The organism is Bacteroidia bacterium (assembly GCA_039924845.1).
Taxonomy (GTDB): Bacteria; Bacteroidota; Bacteroidia; order DATLTG01; family DATLTG01; genus DATLTG01.
The window spans coordinates 1-18,504 of the sequence record JBDTAC010000034.1; the positions used below are offsets into that span (position 1 = coordinate 1).

Here is an 18,504-nt window from a genome sequence, read left to right on the forward strand (position 1 = left end):
TTGTAAAATACAAATAGAACAATAAGAATAGCTATGATATTTGCAATTCTGTCTAAATTAATATTAAAAAACTCAAAAGGCAAACCAAAATAAAGCGCAATAATTAAGATTACTATTGAACTGAAAATTATTGTAAGTTTCTGATTCATTTCTGTTTAGTTTTTTTTGGCAACATAGCCCATAACATACTTATTGGCGAATATAATTAATTTCAAGAAAAAGTAAAATATTTTTTTTAATTTCTTGTTATCTAAATAGATAAGCTGAAAATGATATGCGTAATATTAATATTAAAAAAGATAATTATATTCATAAAATGTTTAAATGAAATTTTTTTTCTTAATTGTACATTTTCAGAACACAGCAATCAAAAGGTAATTATGTGCCATTTTGAATAAGAAGTGTCAGTTTCCACAAAAATTGTTATCATCTAATATTATTGAACTATTTTCATTGGCGCTACCCAGTACTACCCCTAATGCACATCGGTACATTTTCAAATCTTTAAATTCTCCTCCATTATCAATTACTCTCTTCTCCTTCGGAGAAGGGCAGGGGATGAGGTTTTTTTATTCGCGCTAATTCGTATAAGATATATAATTAAAACGCCCCGAATTCGGGGCGTTTTAATTATTGGTTAATCATTCACTTCATTATTGCATTGGTGCAGGCGGTACTATCACACTTGCAGGTGTTTTGTGCCGGATGCCCAAGTCTACAATCGCACGTGCGTCTTGGTACAATTGGTAGAATTCAGCATTTGCTGTTCTAAAACTTTCTGCCAATTTATCCAATTGATCTTTTAAAAGTACATCGTTGGAGTGCATCAATTTGTTCAATTCGTTTCCTGCTCCCTTACGCTCCACAATGGCACTGCGCGGTGATGCAATTACCAAAGCCGACTTCACTATTTTTGTTTGAAAGTCGGTAAGTACTGCTGCGGTGATGCCGTAATCTGTGAGTGAAGCTATATTTGCTTGCGCTTCGTCCTTGATGGTTCGGCAATGTTGCAAGATAATGGAATCGCGCACTCTTTGTAATTTACCTCTGCTAAATTCCATTTTGCCTTTCAAAATTAAATTATTCGTATTACTTGCAAAAGCGTACAAGGCATGCGCCATTTTTAATCCTTGGTTCATCATCTCGGTTTTTGCTGCCTCTTTATCAGCAGTAATTCCTTTGATACTTGTTTTCTGAACCTGCAACAAGCCTTCTATACCTGTTACATTTGTTTCAAAAGCAGTAAATGTATTCGTAAATGCTGCTAAATTTCCCCATACTGTTTGATGTGCATGGCAAACTTCCTGTACTGCATAGTACATCGAAAGTTTATTTTCCTGTGTCTTGTTCATCTTTCGTTCCTCCTATTATTTAAATACAATTCTCATTTACATGGGCAGAGAACTACTCCCTTTCTAATTATATTCTAATCTCGAACGAAGAAAAAGGATGTTTAGTATGTAAAACGATATTGATGTGCAGATTTACCGAAGTGTATATTTGAAAATGTGAAGATGTAGCGATGAAAAGAGGATGCTTTATCATTCTATATTTTTTTTCTCCACCTGCTCCCTCCAGCGGGAGATAAATTGGTTTTGTTCTTTTATCCTCTCTTCATGAAGGAGATAAATGGTTTTGTTTTTGTCACCCACTTGAGGGGATGTCTGCCACAGGCAGGCGGAGGAGGTGAACAGACCCAAATGACCTGACACATTTTAATGAACAGAACCGTTTCCAGAACCGAAGTATCGTCCGCGGTAGTTGAAGAGACAGTTTCCAGACCCAAAGTATCGTCCCCACGAGTTGAAGAGTCAAGTTCCGCACCCGAAGAGTCGTCCCCACGAGTTGAAAAGTCAATTTCCAGACCCGAAGAGTCGTCCCCACGAGTTGAAGAGTCAATTTCCAGACTCGAAGAGTCGTCCCCACGAGTTGAAGAGTCGTCCCCACGAGTTGAAGAGTCAAGTTCCAGACCCAAAGAGTCGTCCCCACGAGTTGAAGAGTCAAGTTCCGCACCCAAAGAGTCGTCCCCACGAGTTGAAGAGTCAATTTCCAGACTCGAAGTGTCGTCCCCACGAGTTGAAGAGTCAATTTCCAGACCTGAAGTATCGTCCGCAGCAACGTGAGTTGTAGTTCACTTAGGTGAACATTCGTCCGAAAGAATTTTAGTATTGTTTTCCTTTGCCTTTCGTATCCATTGTGCCATCACCATCGTCAATTAGAAAAGACGTACAAGCAATTATGACGCGCCAATTATCGAATCTATTTGTATTTAGAGAATTAAAAAATAAATACATTTGTAACAATTATAAACAAAGGAGTAATTAAGCGTTTTTATAAAAAGAATAGCATAATAAGAAAGCTCGTCGTTACCGAATAAAAAATGGAATGCTTGGACATAAACACATTCCTTTAGGCGCTATAAAGGAGTCTTCTCTTTCAACATGAAAAAATAAATTTTGCAATCAAAAAAAGTAATCGTTATAGGAGGAGGTGCAGCGGGATTTTTTGCCGCCATTAATTGCGCACAAATACATCCAGATTACGAAATCATTTTATTAGAAAAAAGCTCTAAACTACTTTCTAAAGTGCGCGTTTCCGGAGGCGGCAGATGCAATGTAACGCATGCCTGTTTCGAAAACAATTTGCTCGTAAAAAATTATCCGCGAGGAGAAAAAGAGTTACGAAATGTTTTCAGTCGTTTTACCACAAGCGATACCATTCATTGGTTTGAGAAACGAGGTGTAACACTAAAAACAGAAGCTGACGGAAGAATGTTTCCAGATACAGATAAGTCGGAAACCATTGTCAATTGCTTGATGCAAGAAGCAGAAAAAGCATCCGTAAAAATAAAAATGAATGTGGATATTGAAGAAATTATTCTGCAAACAGATGCTTCATTTCTCTTAAAGGCTATAGGCGGCGGTAGTTTCAGTTGCGATAAATTAATTATTGCGACAGGTGGCAATCCGAAAAGCGAAGCGTATAATTGGCTTCGAGCAGTAGGGCACACGATTGAAAATCCGGTTCCTTCGCTTTTTACATTTAATATTCCGAACAATGCCATCACACAACTGATGGGCGTTTCCGTGCCGCATGCAAAAGTACGCGTTCTCCATACAAAAATAGAAACAGAAGGTCCTTTGCTCATCACACATTGGGGTATGAGCGGTCCAGCCATCTTGCGTGCATCGGCTTGGGGAGCCCGCCAATTAAGCGATTTGAATTATCGTTTCACCGCAATGATTAATTGGATTCCATTTTATTCCGAAGAAAAATTACGATTGGAACTCTCTGATTTTCGCTCAAAAAATTCAGCAAAAATGATGCTAACACATTTCCCACTTGATTTACCAAAACGACTTTGGGAATATTTTATCCACAAAGCAACCATTTCAGAAAGCACACGTTGGGCAGATTTGCCGAAGAAAGAATTAAATCTTTTAATTGCAATATTATTAACCGATACGTATAACGTGCAAGGGAAAACAACATTTAAAGAAGAGTTTGTAACTTGTGGCGGCATTCGTTTAAAAGAAATAGATTTTAAAACGATGCAAAGTAAAGTGGTTCCCAATCTTTTTTTTGCAGGTGAGATTATAGATGTAGATGGGATTACAGGCGGCTTTAATTTTCAGAATGCGTGGAGCAGCGGCTGGATTGCAGCGCAAAGTATCAATCTGTAAAATTCAGTTCACCGAATTTCTTTTTCCCTTTTACATAATAGGCATAAACGACGGAATGCTTGTAAATTCCAGACGTAGCATACTTTTTCGTATTCATCTTGGTTATTTTCCGTTTAAAAAAAAGCTTTTTCAAACTCCCATAAAAATGAAAATGAGCCTTTATAACAGCTGTAAAATGGACAAATTCGCCGTCCGATAAAAATTTTAATCCAGCAATTCCATCTAAACTCAAACGAATCATAATTTTCGGAAAGAAATAACGACTCGAATGATTTTTAAAAAGAATAAATAAATTATTCCTGAAGTTGAGATATGTTTTTTGCGGATTGTTTTTGTGCAAAGTTCCTCCGCCAAGGTGATAAACAGTGGATTTTGGACAATACATAATTTTATATCCAGCATTGCGAATGCGCCAACACAAATCTATTTCTTCCATGTGCGCAAAAAAATCTTCGTCGAAACCGCCCAATTCGTGGAACACAGCCGATTTTATAAATAAACACGCTCCACTCGCCCAAAAAATTTCTTCTTCTTTGTCGTATTGATTTTCATCTTTTTCGAGTGTTTGAAAAATTCGTCCTTTGCAAAAAGGATATCCGTATTTATCAATAAAACCACCTGCTGCACCAGCATATTCAAATTCATCTTTATTTATGTAAGATAAAATTTTGGGCTGAATGGCAACGGTTTCTGGATACTTTTCGATCAAGTCTAAAAAAGGATGAATCCAATTGGGCGTTACTTCCACATCCGAATTCAAAATAATGTAATAATCCGAATTTACGTGTTTCAACGCATCGTTGTATCCTTTTGCAAATCCACCATTCTCATCGTTTTGAATAATTTTTACGTTTGAAAAATTATTTTTCAGAAAGGCAATCGAATCATCCGTTGAAGCATTGTCTGCTACAATAATTTCCACATTTTTTTCATTATTGGAAACAACAGAAGGCAAAAATGTTTCGAGCATTTTTTTTCCGTTCCAATTTAAAATAACAACAGCAATACTTTTTGGGATCATTTTTAAAGCGATGGTTTTTTCCTTTTTTCAGAAGCTGAATTCAGGTGTTTGAAAAAATATTTTTTGAACCATCTTTTATCAATGCGGAGTGTTAAAATTATCTAAGGCGTGTCCACCGTACTCATCCGGCGTGGTTTCTTGGTCTAAATCATGCGTAGGATTATCCCGGTTGTGTAAATCCAATTCCCAGTTGGCATCATACGTTTCTCCTCTGGCATCAGAGTGTAGTAAAACATACTCGTTACCTGCCAAATAAGGGTTATAGAACACAAATTTTCGATTGGTTTGATCCTTTAATTTATTATACTGCCAAATTTCATAGGGATAACTATTCGGCTCTGTGTTTTCTATATCACGTACATTTGGCGAGCCATATTCTAAATAAACCCGACCTCTATCTGTTGCGTACCCTTTTCTGGAGCCAGTATTAAATTCCTTGTTTACAGCTTGCACTTGTTTGTTGTAATCATCCCAAGCTGTTTCTGGATTTTTTGCATTTCGGCTGATCCAAAAGTTAAGAAAAAATTGTTGCATCAATTTCATGTTTTTTGACTTGATTTGATCCTGTGCGAACGAGCGCTCTCCGTAGGTAGAAATGGGCCATAAGGAACGAAGGTTATCCACCAACGTATCCATATTGGTAATGTGGCTGGCAAAAGATCCATTCAGGTCTATTGCTGCAACATCCTTTAGGTTGTATGTTTGTAAAGAACTTTGACGTTGAAAAAATATTTTTTTGAGCGTGATTGTTTTGCCCGTTACATCTTTTAATTCCATCACTAAATTGTAATTTCCGGAAGATAAATTTTTTATTGGAAATTCGCTTAAAACGATGCCGACATCACTGGTTTCCTTTTTTTCGAACGCATGAAATTCCGCTAATTGTGTATTGTTTTCGTTGGATTCAATATAATACATTACAAGGTAACGTTGGTGTTCACCCAATACTTTTTGTGTATTGTAAATTTCGCTGTAAAAGCGAAGTGTATCCATGTCTTCTGGAAAAAAATTAGAAACATAAGGCAGTAAATCATATCCACTTTTACTTAAAATATTAGGCGTTATAGTGGGATGAACGCTTTCCAACATTTCGATGTCTGAAAAAATAATTTTTTGAGGAGGGTAATCAATCGTAATTGGTTGGCGAACAGAAAAGGGTTTGTTTTTTGTATTTTCATCTGCGATGGAAATTTTAAAATCGTATTTACCGTTGGGTAGCGAAATGCGTTGTTGATCAATAAAAGCAGGTTTTGGAGAAGTACTATCGTTAATCTCCGGACTCAATAAATTATATTTTTTAAATGCTTTTACCGAATCGCCTTGCGTAAAAACAAGTTCAACGGCAATTTTACCTTGGTATTTCCCATTGCTATTTTTAACAAAAACAACATTGTTTCCGGCTACCGATAAATAGGTTTCGATATACGGATTTCCTTGTGGTGTACAGAATGTGGAGTGGAGTAGGAAAGCTGTTAAATTGCCAGCAACAGCGCCATCCGCTAAAGTAAAAAATAAAAAAACAATCCAAAAATAATTTCTTTTTCTCATTATTAATACGCGTCTGACGCTGAACAAAGATAAATGATTAAACATAAAAAAAATATTTTTTTAGCAGGAATAAGAAAATATTATACTTTTGCGCTCGGAGAGTTGGCAGAGCGGTCGATTGCGGCAGTCTTGAAAACTGTTGACTGTAACAGGTCCTGGGGTTCGAATCCCTAACTCTCCGCTGAAAGGGATTTGCTCATATTGAGTAAGTCCCTTTTTATTGTTTCGCCTGTGTCCAATTTGAATTTTTAGAAATAATGGAAACGCACAAAATAGCGTTGAAACAAATTCATTCTTAAGGGAGTATAAAAAGAAACACTACTTTTTTTGTAGTTCCGTCTATTTTTTATATATCTTTGTCGAAAATTATAGTAACACTATGAAAAAAGTAATTTTTGCACTTGTTTCTTTCTTCCTGATTTCCGCCGCTACACAAGCAGCCGTGATGGTTTTGGAAGGTAATTATCAAAGTAAAAACTTATATGTACAAAACGGTTACGCTGCTTCTGGTGTTGGATTTTGTACTTATCAGGTTACGATAAACGGACAAATTGCTGCGGATGAAGTGAATTCCAGCGCGTTCGAAATCGATTTTTCTCAATTTCAAATTACACCTGGTACACCTGTTGTTATTCGTATTATGCACAAAGATGGCTGTAGTCCAAAGGTGCTAAATCCAGAAGCAATTAATCCACAATCAACTTATAAAGTAAGCACTATTGCCATTGATAATTCTGGTCTTTTAAAATGGACTGCAACTAATGAATCAGGTTCTTTACCATATATTGTAGAAGAATTTCGTTGGAACAAATGGGTATATGCCGGAGAAGTAAAAGGCATTGGTACAGCTGGAAGTCATGATTATGCATTTCAAGCCACTCCACACTCAGGCGAAAATAGATTTCGTATTAAACAAGTTGGTTTTGGTGGAGATCCTCGTTATTCTGACATCGTTAACATGACTTCTGACATCGCTAAGGTAACTTATACTTGTTTGAAAGATAAAGAAATTGAATTTTCGGATGCTACGTGTTTCGAAGTATATGATTATTACGGAACAGTTGTCAAAAAAGGCTTTACTAAAGATTTACCCATTGATGATTTAGCCAAAGGCAAGTACTTTTTATGTTACGATAATACCGTTACTGATTTTAAAAAGTAAGTTTTCATTCGCTTTTTATCTCTTTTAAATAAATCTATTTTTTTAGCTCTTCGAAAAATTATTTTTCAAAGAGCTTTTTATTTGTGCTATCCAAAAAGTTTTATGAAACTTTTGTATTGCCAAAAGCGTACAAGCACCTACCAATTAATTCTTATGCCCATGAATTCGGAAAAACTACAAGAACTTATCCGTTGGTTAAATGTTCAAATTCATCATGCCAATGAGGTCATTGAAGAATCTCAAAGAAATCGTAATTACGGCAGAGAATCGCAATATGAAGGCATTCGAGATGCTTTTATGCGTTGCTTAAATAAGCTGGGTGGTGAAAGTGCTTTGTGATTGAGTACTTCAGTGCTAACAAAATTATTTTCACAAAAAAATATTTTATGTGAAAATAAATAAGCGTGCGCATTCCTATATCTTTCCAATAACATAATTTTTATCTTTGTCCTACATATTTGAGAGAACCTTACATAGAAGAAATCGAAAAACAGTATGTTGCAAGCATTTTTTGGAGGCGTTTTATTAGGGTTAACACTCGCTTTATTGATTGGTCCGTCTTTTTTTGCATTAATACAAACCAGTATTCGCAATGGTTTCCGTTCTGGTTTCGCCCTTGCCGCTGGTATTTTTATTAGCGATTTGTTGTGTGTAACTTTAGCTTATTTAGGTGCCTCTCAGTTTTTTAGTAATCCAAAAAACAAAGCGGTAGAAGGCATTGTAGGCGGTGTTATTCTTATTTGTTTCGGAACGTATAATATTTTTCAAAAACACACTGCCGAAGAAAAAAAGATGGACGAAATGAAAACCATCAATGTGCCTTTGTTGATTACAAAAGGTTTTTTTCTGAATATCCTCAATCCTTTTGTGTGGCTATTTTGGGCTGGTTGGATGGGTTTAATCAGTTCTCGCTATGAGTTTTCGAGTACTTTAATTCTCACTTTTTTCAGCGCAACATTAATTACCGTATTTGCAACTGATTTATTGAAATCCTTTTCTGCCAATAAAATCAAGAAGTTTTTAAATCACAAAGTATTATTATTTGTGAACCGCATTTCTGGACTTATTTTAGCTATTTGCGGGATGGTGCTGATTTACCGCGTTATTTTTTGATTCGAAAAATTATTTTTCCAAAGCCTTTTTAATGTCTGGTTTAAAATAATTCGTGCTCTTCATTATTTTTCCATCTTCTCTAAAAATAGGTTCGCCTTTATCGTCTAATTTCGACATATTGCTGCGATGAATTTCTTCAAATACTTCGTCAATTTTATGTTGCAAACCGTGTTTTAAAATCGTTCCGAAAACAATGTACAATTGATCTCCCAAAGCATCGGCAATTTCAATTAAATCGCCATTTTTACACGCTTCTAAATACTCGTTATTTTCTTCTTCTAAAAGTCGGTGGCGAAGCGTGTATTCCTTTTCATCAATAACGCCGGCAGGAATTTCTCTACTTCCTATTTTAAATACTTCGTGAAATTCCTTTACGAAATTTATTTTTTCGAGCACACTTTTTTTATGAGGATGATCTTTCATGAAAAATTATTTTTTTAAAGCGTTTTGCGAATACTCCGCATTCAAGCCAGCAACAACGATTTTCGTGATATCCAAACTATCGTTCGCATACAAAACGCTTCCGCCGTTAGACGTATACGTGAGTACATAATCGTAATGTTTTTCTTTTTGCAAACGCGCTAAAAAATCGCCTACTTTTTTCTGAATGTCCGCATTTTTTTTCTGCACGCTGTCCATAATCATATTCATTTTGGTTTGCATGTCATCCAATTCTTGTTTTCTCGACATCATATCCGCTTCTGTTTTTTTCGCATCGTTCTGAGAAATCAAACCTTGACTCACTTTTTGTTGATAGGCTTGATAATCGCTTTGTAATTTTTGTGCTTTTGCATCGTATTGCGATTGAATTTCAGCGTGTTTTCCTTCCGCCTCTTTTTTCACATCCAATACATATTGATATTGCGACAACAACGTATCGGCATTCACGTACATAATTCTTCCCGATTTGGAACCGGTTGTTTGCGAAGATTTCGCATCCAAAGAACCATCCGTATTATTGTTTTTATCTGCCGAATGGCAAGCCGCAGCAAGCGATACAATCGCGCTGAATAAAAGTGTTTTAAAAAATATTTTTTTCATATCCGTTTTTTTAGAAGGCACAAAGATAAAAACCTCTTTGATTATTTTCGATTTTCTTGCAAACAACCCATTTGCTCAAATATATTTTTTACTTTTGCGCCCGATTCAATTTAAAAAAAGAAAAAAATGGCAACTACAAACAGAACGTTTACGATGTTAAAGCCCGATGCTGTGGAGAACGGTTATATTGGCGGAATTTTAGCAAAAATTAACGAAGCAGGTTTTAAAATTATCGCGATGAAATACACGCGACTTTCTAAAGAAACTGCCGGAACATTTTATGAAGTGCACAAAGAACGCCCTTTTTACGGCGAGTTGGTGGAATATATGTCTTCCGGATCTATTGTTGCTGCTATTTTAGAAAAAAATAATGCAGTGGCTGATTTCAGAACTTTAATTGGCGCTACCGATCCTGCGAAAGCAGAAAAAGGAACCATTCGTAATTTATACGCAAAATCCATTGCAGCCAATGCTGTTCACGGTTCAGACAGTGATGAAAATGCAAAAATAGAAGGTGATTTTTTCTTCTCGATGTTGGAACGCTTCTAAAAAATTATTTTTTAGAACCTCTTAAAAAGGTCTTCGAAAAATTAATTTTTCGAAGACCTTTTTTTATCTGAAAATTATTTCTGTGATAACGTCCGTGCCGGCAGATTCGTTCAGCATTTTAATAATGCGTTCTTTTTGGTAAGATAATTCCATTCGTAAAGCAGCAGAATCAAGTGTTACGTATAAAATTTGATTATGGATAAAAATTTTTTGCGTGTGATTGGCAATCATTTTTCCCACAATTATTTCCCAAGAATTAATTAAATTAATTTCATTCAATTTCGTATCCAAACGATAGTTTTTCAACAATTCGTCAATCACTTCTTTAATACTTTTTTCATTGCTTTTCATAGTAATTCCATGCAATTGATAAGCTATTTTTTTTCTCAAAAATCGTTTCGAAAAAATAATTTTTTAAAGCGTATGCAAGGTGTTCAGATTTTCTGATTTTTTGTTATGATGTAAATCAATGGCAGTTAAAACGGCTATAAACCCCCAAAAAGGAATAGATGCTTTGTCAGTATCTAAAAAATCATTCACTGTGCCGTGTACAAAATAGGTTACTAAACCTAAGATAGCGACCAATGCCAACAGTCTTGTTTCTTTATCTTTTACGGTGTAAAATAATCTAAACCCGGTTGAAAGACAAGATAAAACGATGACAACAAAAGTGATAAATCCCAACACGCCAGACTCACAAAGTGGTCCAAAATATTCACTGTGAGCATTTCCTCGATCGCCATTGTCGGTGCTGATAATGGTACGATCACTTGCCAATTGAAAAGGGGCGTATTTAAAACTGTAGGTGCCCGGACCCCAACCAACAATTGGTTTTTCTTCAAACATACGCAAGGCGCAACTCCAACGATTTAAGCGTTCTAAATTAGAAGCATCCGAAGAAATATTGGAAATGGATTCTAAATGTTTGGAAAAATCCCGAGATGAATCTTGATGGTTTTGTTCCAATTTCATTTCAATTTGTGTTTGAAAAACAATTCCACCCAAGGTTAAAAAGCCAAGTAGAATAAGGATACTTCGAAATTTTATTTTCAACAGTAAAACTATGTAAACGGCTAAAGCTCCTGCCAAACCTACCCAAGCAGCGCGTGTGTAAGATAAAATAATTGCCACTAAAAAAATAACCAGCACTCCGAAAGATAGGATGCGCAAGGTTTTGGTGTCTTTTTTATTAAATACAAATCCGAGGATGACCGGAAAATACATTGCCAATAAAGCTCCATAAGCTGTATGGTCATTGAAAAATGGAGTCATAACCCAATGTGCGGCATCTTCCGAAAAATTATAATGAGCATGGTTGTAAATCGTATAAAAAATAACCAAGAGGAAAGATATAATATACATCCAATAAAATTTTTTGATGTTGCTTTTTTTCTTAAATAATTCGTTTGCCATAAAATAAAAGGCAGTTACAAACCAAAGTCGTGCTGTAAATGCTTTAAAAGAAACAAGCGGAATGGTACTGGTAATACAGGTAATAAACATCCAAACCAATTGAATTACAATGGCGATGGTGATGGGATGACGCATTAATTTTTTAGTGTGATTAATTTCTCGAATAGATTTGAAAATATAAATAATCATGATTCCGAATAAAATTGGTTCGGTCGGTAAGCTCAATGAAAGTCCTTCTCTTCCAGTAAGAACATCTCGTAAATTAACCGATAAAGGGGTTAAGAAAACAGTCATTAGCATCAATGTTTCCATCGAAAACAAGGCGAGTAAAAGAACAAGAATGATTGCTGGAAGAAATATTAAATAGAAAAATTCGTGGGCAAGGCAATAGCAGTTAATGGCAATAAACACAAAGCATACGGCGTACAACCAAAAAGTTTTTGGTTGATTGGCAAGTTTATTTGTGAACGTGTTCAAATTATTTTATGATTTTTTTGGAAGGAAAATTTGCTCTTCGAAAAATTATTTTTTCAACCAAGAAAAATCATTCGGGTTTTATTTCCGAAAATTTTTCCATTCCCAATATCACTACGTAAGCCATCAACAATACGGATAAAGTGGAAACGACTACAATTATCCAACGCACAGGATACGATTTTTTATCCGCTGGAACGGCTTTGTCCAAAACAAACATCGGCAAGGTATTTTTTATATTTGCTTGGGCTTGTTGGTATTCAATACCTAAAGTTCCCAACTGACCGTATTCATAGCCTAAAATGCTATGTAAGTGATCAAATCTGGTTGCATTTTTTTTGAAAATATCTATTTGTTCTTCTATTTGTTTGGCTGCGGATGAATTATTGGCGATTAAAGCACTGGTGTATCCTCTTGTCAATTCCTTAATTTGAAATCCTATATCAATAATGCCCATTGCTCTCAGCCTATTTATAGAATCGTTATTCGTTTGGATGCTATCTTCTAAATTTTCGTAAGATTTTTGCACAATCGAGAGCGATTTTTCAGCGCGCGCATGCGCAACTTTTGCTTGAATAGAATCCGAAATGCTTATAATAGCATTTGCCATTTGAGCTGCCAACTGGTTGTCCCAGTCGCTTACTTCAATTTTTACCGACATAAATTCGGTGCGCTTAAATGTAAAAAACGTATCGTAATATTCTCGAAGAATGGCATTTTTCTTAGCATCTTGTTCGCTAATGCCATAATGATTCATTAAATGAAATCGCTCAGCAATACTATTAAAAACAGCATCAGATTCTAAAATTTGAACCAATTGTTCTGCATTTTCTTCTTTTCCAAAAGCCATCACATCTTCAATTGGATTGGTATTACCATCCAACAAAACTTTTCCTGCGTTGTTCGTTAAAGCCGGAAAAAGTGTAGCTGTAGAAGTATATCTCGGTTTGATAAAAAAAGTAACAATAGAAGAAGCAATTATAGTTACAACAGTCAATATTAATAATGGTTTACGCCATTTATAGAGAAATAGTAAAATATGGCTATTGTCCATTTCTTTGTTCTCTTTTGTTTCGCTCATAATGTTGATTTGTTTTTTTTAAGATGTCAAAAGTAAGAATTTTATTAAAAGGATTTTCGAGATAAATTTTGTATTTTTAATTGAAAAAACAGCGTTCGAAAAATTATTTTTTTGGAGACGAAAAAAATGTTTTTTATTTTTTAGTTTCTTCGTAACGCAAAATTATTTTTTTAACTAATTTGTGTCGAATCACATCGTTTTCATCGAGAAAAACAAAATCAATTCCTTCTACATTTTCCAATATTTTGATTGCATTAATCAATCCAGACGGTTGATTTTTTGGTAAATCCACTTGCGTTACATCGCCTGTTATCACAAATTTTGCAGAAGATCCCATACGCGTCAAAAACATTTTCATCTGACTTTCCGTTGAGTTTTGTGCTTCGTCTAAAATAACGAAAGCATTGTCCAGCGTACGTCCGCGCATAAATGCCAAAGGTGCAATTTGAATAATATGACTTTCGAGATAAGAAGTTAATTTTTCAGCCGGAATCATATCGTGCAAAGCATCGTACAAAGGCTGCAAATACGGATCTAATTTCTCTTTTAAATCTCCGGGTAAAAAACCCAAATTTTCGCCTGCTTCTACGGCAGGGCGCGTAAGAATAATTTTTTTAACTTCTTTATTTTTCAAGGCACGTACGGCAAGCGCAACGGCTGTATAGGTTTTTCCTGTTCCAGCTGGTCCAATCGCGAAAAGCATGTCGTTGTGCGCGCAACTTTCCACCATTTTTCGTTGGTTGAGCGTTCGTGCTTTTACAATTAAACCGTTGTTCCCGAAAACGAGTGCATCGTTGGTATCTTCGGGCTGTTTCATCTTTTCATCTCCGTTCTCTGACATCAAACGTTCGATGTTATTTTCAGTAATATTTCCGTATTTATCGAAATGTTCAATCAATAAATTTAGTTTTTTCTCAAAACGACTTATTTCCTCGTCATCACCAATTATCTTAATGCTGTAACCGCGTGCAATAATTTTCAGTTTTGGAAAATACTTGCGGATTAAATCCATTTTGCTGTCGTTTACGCCGTACAACTCAATTGGCGGAATGCTTTCTATGACAATTAATTTTTCGCTCAAAATTTATATTATTAGCTTTATGAATGTTTTTTTTACTTTTGATGTTCACAAAATAACCAAATTTTTACCAATAATCGGCACACAAAATACAAACAATGTCAATCATTACATTAACGTCCGACGCTGGCAACGGTTATTACGCAGGATCTGTGAAAGGCACTATATATAGTAGTTTGCAAGATGTTACGGTGGTGGATATTACACACGCCATAGAGCCTTTTGATATGCTGCAAGCCGCTTTTATTGTGAAAAATACGTATTCGGATTTCCCGAAAGGCACGATTCATATTGTGGATGTAAACTCTTTTCCAGAAGAAGGCGCAAAAAATTGTTTGTTTTTTTTCGACGGACATTTTTTTATTGGTGCTGATAATGGCTTATTTCCATTGATTTTTGATACGATTCCTGAAAAAATAATGGAATTAATTTTGGTGCCAGATGCACGCTCTTTGGCATTTCCGATGCGCGATGTTTTTGCGAAAGCAGCTTGTCATATTGCGAAAGATTTACCACTCGAAGAAATTGCCAAACCACTCGAAAAACTCAAAGAACGCAGTGTTTTCAAACCTTCCATCGACAAAAATAGTATTCGCGGAATTATTATTTTTATCGATCATTATAAAAATGTGGTGTGTAATATTAGTCGTGAAATTTTTGAAAATGTGCGGCAAGGAAGAAAATTTTCAATTGCCACCAAAGGCACCAGTGTAGAGGATATTAGTGTTATTTCAGAAAAATACAACGATGTGCAAGAAGGCGAAATAGTGGCTTTTTTCGGTTCCACTGGATTCTTGGAAATCGCCATCAATCAAGGTGCTGCGGGTAATTTATTGAACTTGAAAAAAAATGATCAAATAACCATTCGCTTCGATGATTAAACGAATTGTAAAAATGACTTTTATTCCTGAAAAGATAGATGAGTTTTTGAGTGTTTTCAACGCTTCGAAAAATAAAATAAAATCGTTTGAAGGTTGCTCGCATTTAGAATTGTGGAAAGAAAACGCTTCAAAAAATATTTTTTTTACATACAGTTTTTGGGCATCTGCAGAAGCATTGGAAAATTATCGAAATTCTGAAACTTTTAAAAATATTTGGAGTAAAACAAAACCGCTTTTCGCTGAAAAAGCCGAAGCTTGGAGCGTAGAAATAGTCGAATAAATTACCTTCAAAAAAATAATTTTTCAAACTCATTTTTACAGAAATATTTTAAAAGCAATTCAGATTTAAAAAAATAATTACTTTCGTCCCTCACAAAAGCCAATAAATAATGGAAGAAGCGATTACCAAAAAATCAAGATTCCCGCGTAGTATACCGTACATTATAGGAAACGAGGCAGCAGAGCGTTTCAGTTTCTATGGAATGAAAACGTTGCTCGCTACATTTTTTGTACATCAATTTTTGATGAGCGATTCGCAATCGAATGCTAAAACCCATTTGTTTATTAGCATTACGTATTTGATGTCTATTTTAGGCGGAATTTTGGCAGATTGGTATTTGGGAAAATACAAAACTATTTTTTGGCTGTCGTTGCTTTATTGCGTAGGACACGCATTTTTGGCGGCTTTCGACACGCAGTTAAACGCTTTTATGCTCGGTTTGCTTTTTATTACGATTGGTGCTGGCGGTATAAAACCTTGCGTTTCCGCGAATGTGGGCGATCAATTCGATCATACCAATCAGGATTTAATTTCGAAAATGTTTAACTGGTTTTATTTTGCGATTAATGCTGGATCAACTGTTTCTACCTTGCTTACGCCTGTATTAATGTTAAAATTCGGAGCTTCGGTAGCATTCGGAGTTCCCGGAATTTTAATGGCGTTGGCAACGTTTGTTTTTTGGCTGGGACGAAAAAAATATGTACACGTACCACCATCCGGATTTGTAGCAGCCAATTTTATGGCGATTAATTTTTATGCACTTTTCCATCCTACAAAAAATAAAGAGAAAGGTCAATCTTGGTTAGATGCTGCGAAAACTAAATTTTCGGGAGAATCGGTTGAAAACATGAAAGCTGTTTGGAGCGCCTTGGCGGTGTTTGCATTCTTTCCTATTTTTTGGGCATTGTACGATCAAAACGGATCAGAATGGGTATTACAAGCCACCAAAATGAATTTAAATTTTATGGGATACACTTGGTTGCCCGAGCAAATACAAGCCATTAACCCGATTTTAATTTTAGCATTCATTCCTTTATTTTCCTATGTTATTTATCCTGCGGTAGAAAAAATGGGAATTAAAGTAACGCCGCTTCGCAAGATAGGAGCAGGCTTGGTGGTAATGGCTTTTACATTTTTAGTAATTGCATTTATCCAAACAAAAATTGATGCTGGCGGAAAACCAAATATTTCTTGGCAAATTTTAGCGTATGTATTAGTAACAGCTTCCGAAATTTTAGTTTCCATTACTGGTTTGGAATATGCGTATACACAAGCACCTAAATCAATGAAGAGTACGATTATGGCATTTTTTCTGGCGACCGTTTTTGTGGGCGATATCTTCGATACATTTGTAAACATGAGCGTAAGTAAAACAGGTTATCTATCGAGTTTTGCAGATGCAAACGGAATGGAAAATGCTAAATTTTATTGGTTTTTCTTCGTCGTTTTGTCGGTGTTTACGGTTTTATTCATCGTTGTTTCTAAATTCATTAAGGAAAAAAGCTTTTTAATTGAAGATGAAACAGTTATTTCAGCCGAATTAGGAAGTTCAGAACATCATTAAAAAAAAGACATGGAAAAATTTTTTTTCAAAGATTTTGTTGTCGGGAAAAAAATTGATTTCGGAGTTACTTCTTTTACCGAATCAGAAATTATTGCTTTCGCGAAAGCATTTGATCCACTTGATTTTCATATTGATAAAGAAGCTGCGAAAAAAAGTTTTTTCAAACGCTTAATTGCCAGCGGTCCTCACAGTTTTAATTTTGTGCATCGCACACAATGGATTCCGCGCTTTAAAGATACCGTAATTGCAGGTTTGGAAGTCAATCATTGGAAATTTCTAAAACCAGTGTATGCCGATATGAATGTGCACAGCAGCGTTACCATCATCCATATAAAACCAAACTCTGACAATACTTTTGCAGCCGTTACCTGGTTGTACGAATTTAAAAACGATGAAGGAGAAATGATTCAATCTCTGGAAATGACTGTTTTGCATAAAATTTCATAACTTTAAACTCGATTTCAATAAAACGTTTCATGAAAAAAATATTTTTTTGTGCAGTATTACTTTCTTGTATCGCCTTTGTCAGCGAAAGCTTTGTAACGAAAACAGCTACGCCGTCTCCCGAAAAAATTCATTGGTACACTTTTGAAGAAGCCGCGAAATTAGATAAAGAACATCCTAAAAAAATATTTATTGATGTTCAGACAAGCTGGTGTGTTTGGTGCAAACGGATGGAAGCGACTACTTATGAGGATACAACGATTATCAGAGATTTAAACACTTATTTTTATCCTGTAAAATTAGATGCAGAAATGACGGATACTGTTCGTTTTGATACGCTCACATTTGTAAATCCGCATCCGGGCGCGCGCGGTTCTGTGCATCAATTGGCGTATTCCTTGCTGGGCGGAAAAATGTCGTATCCGACAACCGTTTATATGGATGAACGTTTTACTTTATTGAGTCGCGCTCCTGGCTATTTAGATGCGAAATCCTTAGAGCCTATTTTAATGTATTTTGCTGGAAATAATTACAAAAATACCAAATGGGAAGATTATAAAAATTCTTTTAAAGGCAACGTAAAATAATTTTTTGAGATGAATTTGAAAGAAAAAATAGTCAGTATCTTAAATGAAAAAAAAGCAACTTACGCGAGTCTTGCTAAATACCTTGGTATTCAAGAAAAAGATTTGGATTTTGCGTTGGAAAATAGCACACTCGAAATCCGCACTTTAGAACTTATTTCGAAAGAATTACGAATTCCTTTGTATAGTTTTTTTCGCGAAACTTCTAAAAAAGCTGACGAATCGGAAATGTATTACAATGTCAATATTTGGTCGAAAGAAGAAACTAAATTTCGTTCTGAAATTCAGCAATTGAAAGAAGAAATCGAGAAATTAAAATCAGACTTACACCACAAAAACTTACTGATTGACGCGCTCGAAGAGCAGTTGAAAAAATAATTTTTCGGAACAAAAAAACGGGCGAACAGTTTAACTGTTCGCCCGTTTTGATTTTTAAGAAGGGTGGAGGATGGGGCTCGAACCCACGACCCTCGGTACCACAAACCGATGCTCTAACCAGCTGAGCTACAACCACCGTGTTAAATTGGACTGCAAAGATACGGTTTCTTGGTAATTTGACAAATTTTAAAGACTTATATATTTAAAACC

General features: G+C 35.4%; 21 protein-coding genes and 2 tRNA genes. 12 read left to right on the plus strand and 11 right to left on the minus strand.

Translation table 11 applies throughout. The annotated features are described in order from the left end of the window. Positions 1-653: 653 nt before the first annotated feature. Together ABIZ51_03835 and ABIZ51_03840 are read right to left on the minus strand one after the other, a co-directional pair. Entirely contained in the window at positions 654-1,352 is a 699-nt protein-coding gene (locus ABIZ51_03835) for a hypothetical protein (GenBank protein MEO7087907.1), read from the minus strand. 810 nt (positions 1,353-2,162) lie between these two features. Then, complete coding sequence (locus tag ABIZ51_03840; GenBank protein ID MEO7087908.1) at positions 2,163-2,294, minus strand: hypothetical protein; 132 nt, start codon at positions 2,292-2,294, stop codon at positions 2,163-2,165. A gap of 162 nt (positions 2,295-2,456) precedes the next feature. Between ABIZ51_03840 and ABIZ51_03845 the strand changes: the two genes are divergently transcribed. Beyond that, the gene (locus ABIZ51_03845; protein MEO7087909.1) at positions 2,457-3,683 is read left to right on the plus strand and encodes an NAD(P)/FAD-dependent oxidoreductase; all 1,227 of its coding nucleotides are present in this window, start codon (positions 2,457-2,459) and stop codon (positions 3,681-3,683) included. On the opposite strand, the gene ABIZ51_03850 is transcribed toward ABIZ51_03845, so the two are convergent. Together ABIZ51_03850 and ABIZ51_03855 are read right to left on the minus strand one after the other, a co-directional pair. Next, complete coding sequence (locus tag ABIZ51_03850) at positions 3,673-4,704, minus strand: glycosyltransferase family 2 protein (protein ID MEO7087910.1); 1,032 nt, start codon at positions 4,702-4,704, stop codon at positions 3,673-3,675. The genes ABIZ51_03845 and ABIZ51_03850 overlap by 11 nt on opposite strands. 78 nt (positions 4,705-4,782) lie before the next feature. Continuing rightward, entirely contained in the window at positions 4,783-6,252 is a 1,470-nt protein-coding gene (locus ABIZ51_03855; GenBank protein MEO7087911.1) for a GWxTD domain-containing protein, read from the minus strand. Between the two features lie 96 nt (positions 6,253-6,348). Here ABIZ51_03855 and ABIZ51_03860 point away from each other — a divergent pair. The 4 genes from ABIZ51_03860 to ABIZ51_03875 all read left to right on the plus strand — a co-directional run bounded on the left by ABIZ51_03860 (position 6,349) and on the right by ABIZ51_03875 (position 8,527). Then, positions 6,349-6,433, plus strand: a tRNA-Ser gene (locus ABIZ51_03860). Between the two features lie 198 nt (positions 6,434-6,631). Further along, on the plus strand, positions 6,632-7,414 hold the full coding sequence (locus ABIZ51_03865) for a hypothetical protein (protein ID MEO7087912.1): 783 nt from the start codon (positions 6,632-6,634) through the stop codon (positions 7,412-7,414). 159 nt (positions 7,415-7,573) lie between these two features. After that, a complete protein-coding gene (locus tag ABIZ51_03870) occupies positions 7,574-7,753 on the plus strand; it encodes a hypothetical protein (protein MEO7087913.1) in 180 nt (59 codons plus the stop codon). Positions 7,754-7,909: 156 nt separating this feature from the next. After that, positions 7,910-8,527 carry a LysE family transporter gene (locus ABIZ51_03875; protein MEO7087914.1) on the plus strand — a complete coding sequence of 206 codons (618 nt, stop codon included), beginning with the start codon at positions 7,910-7,912 and terminating at the stop codon, positions 8,525-8,527. Positions 8,528-8,536: 9 nt separating this feature from the next. On the opposite strand, the gene ABIZ51_03880 is transcribed toward ABIZ51_03875, so the two are convergent. After that, positions 8,537-8,923: a nucleoside triphosphate pyrophosphohydrolase family protein gene (locus ABIZ51_03880; protein MEO7087915.1), complete on the minus strand. Its 387-nt coding sequence runs from the start codon at positions 8,921-8,923 to the stop codon at positions 8,537-8,539. A 33-nt stretch (positions 8,924-8,956) separates the two neighbouring features. Beyond that, entirely contained in the window at positions 8,957-9,568 is a 612-nt protein-coding gene (locus tag ABIZ51_03885; protein MEO7087916.1) for an OmpH family outer membrane protein, read from the minus strand. A 126-nt stretch (positions 9,569-9,694) separates the two neighbouring features. Between ABIZ51_03885 and ABIZ51_03890 the strand changes: the two genes are divergently transcribed. After that, positions 9,695-10,117 carry a nucleoside-diphosphate kinase gene (locus tag ABIZ51_03890; protein ID MEO7087917.1) on the plus strand — a complete coding sequence of 141 codons (423 nt, stop codon included), beginning with the start codon at positions 9,695-9,697 and terminating at the stop codon, positions 10,115-10,117. Positions 10,118-10,180: 63 nt separating this feature from the next. Here ABIZ51_03890 and ABIZ51_03895 read toward each other — a convergent pair whose 3' ends face one another. The 4 genes from ABIZ51_03895 to ABIZ51_03910 form a co-directional block, all read right to left on the minus strand. After that, entirely contained in the window at positions 10,181-10,507 is a 327-nt protein-coding gene (locus ABIZ51_03895) for a DUF721 domain-containing protein (GenBank protein MEO7087918.1), read from the minus strand. Between the two features lie 24 nt (positions 10,508-10,531). Beyond that, the gene (locus ABIZ51_03900) at positions 10,532-12,007 is read right to left on the minus strand and encodes an O-antigen ligase family protein (GenBank protein MEO7087919.1); all 1,476 of its coding nucleotides are present in this window, start codon (positions 12,005-12,007) and stop codon (positions 10,532-10,534) included. A gap of 67 nt (positions 12,008-12,074) precedes the next feature. Continuing rightward, entirely contained in the window at positions 12,075-13,085 is a 1,011-nt protein-coding gene (locus tag ABIZ51_03905; protein ID MEO7087920.1) for a Wzz/FepE/Etk N-terminal domain-containing protein, read from the minus strand. 133 nt (positions 13,086-13,218) lie between these two features. Further along, entirely contained in the window at positions 13,219-14,166 is a 948-nt protein-coding gene (locus ABIZ51_03910) for a PhoH family protein (protein MEO7087921.1), read from the minus strand. A gap of 95 nt (positions 14,167-14,261) precedes the next feature. Here ABIZ51_03910 and ABIZ51_03915 point away from each other — a divergent pair, with 95 nt between their 5' ends. From ABIZ51_03915 to ABIZ51_03940, 6 genes are all read left to right on the plus strand, one after another. Beyond that, positions 14,262-15,044: an SAM-dependent chlorinase/fluorinase gene (locus ABIZ51_03915; protein MEO7087922.1), complete on the plus strand. Its 783-nt coding sequence runs from the start codon at positions 14,262-14,264 to the stop codon at positions 15,042-15,044. Continuing rightward, positions 15,037-15,324, plus strand: a complete 288-nt coding sequence (locus ABIZ51_03920) for an antibiotic biosynthesis monooxygenase family protein (GenBank protein ID MEO7087923.1) — start codon at positions 15,037-15,039, stop codon at positions 15,322-15,324. The genes ABIZ51_03915 and ABIZ51_03920 overlap by 8 nt, the downstream gene beginning before the upstream one ends. Before the next feature lie 202 nt (positions 15,325-15,526). Next, complete coding sequence (locus ABIZ51_03925) at positions 15,527-16,888, plus strand: MFS transporter (GenBank protein ID MEO7087924.1); 1,362 nt, start codon at positions 15,527-15,529, stop codon at positions 16,886-16,888. A gap of 9 nt (positions 16,889-16,897) precedes the next feature. After that, complete coding sequence (locus ABIZ51_03930; protein MEO7087925.1) at positions 16,898-17,335, plus strand: MaoC/PaaZ C-terminal domain-containing protein; 438 nt, start codon at positions 16,898-16,900, stop codon at positions 17,333-17,335. 29 nt (positions 17,336-17,364) lie between these two features. Further along, on the plus strand, positions 17,365-17,919 hold the full coding sequence (locus ABIZ51_03935; protein ID MEO7087926.1) for a DUF255 domain-containing protein: 555 nt from the start codon (positions 17,365-17,367) through the stop codon (positions 17,917-17,919). Between the two features lie 9 nt (positions 17,920-17,928). Continuing rightward, positions 17,929-18,294: a hypothetical protein gene (locus ABIZ51_03940; GenBank protein MEO7087927.1), complete on the plus strand. Its 366-nt coding sequence runs from the start codon at positions 17,929-17,931 to the stop codon at positions 18,292-18,294. A gap of 61 nt (positions 18,295-18,355) precedes the next feature. Here the strand turns inward: ABIZ51_03940 and ABIZ51_03945 are convergent. Continuing rightward, positions 18,356-18,431, minus strand: a tRNA-His gene (locus ABIZ51_03945). Between the last annotated feature and the right edge of the window lie 73 nt (positions 18,432-18,504).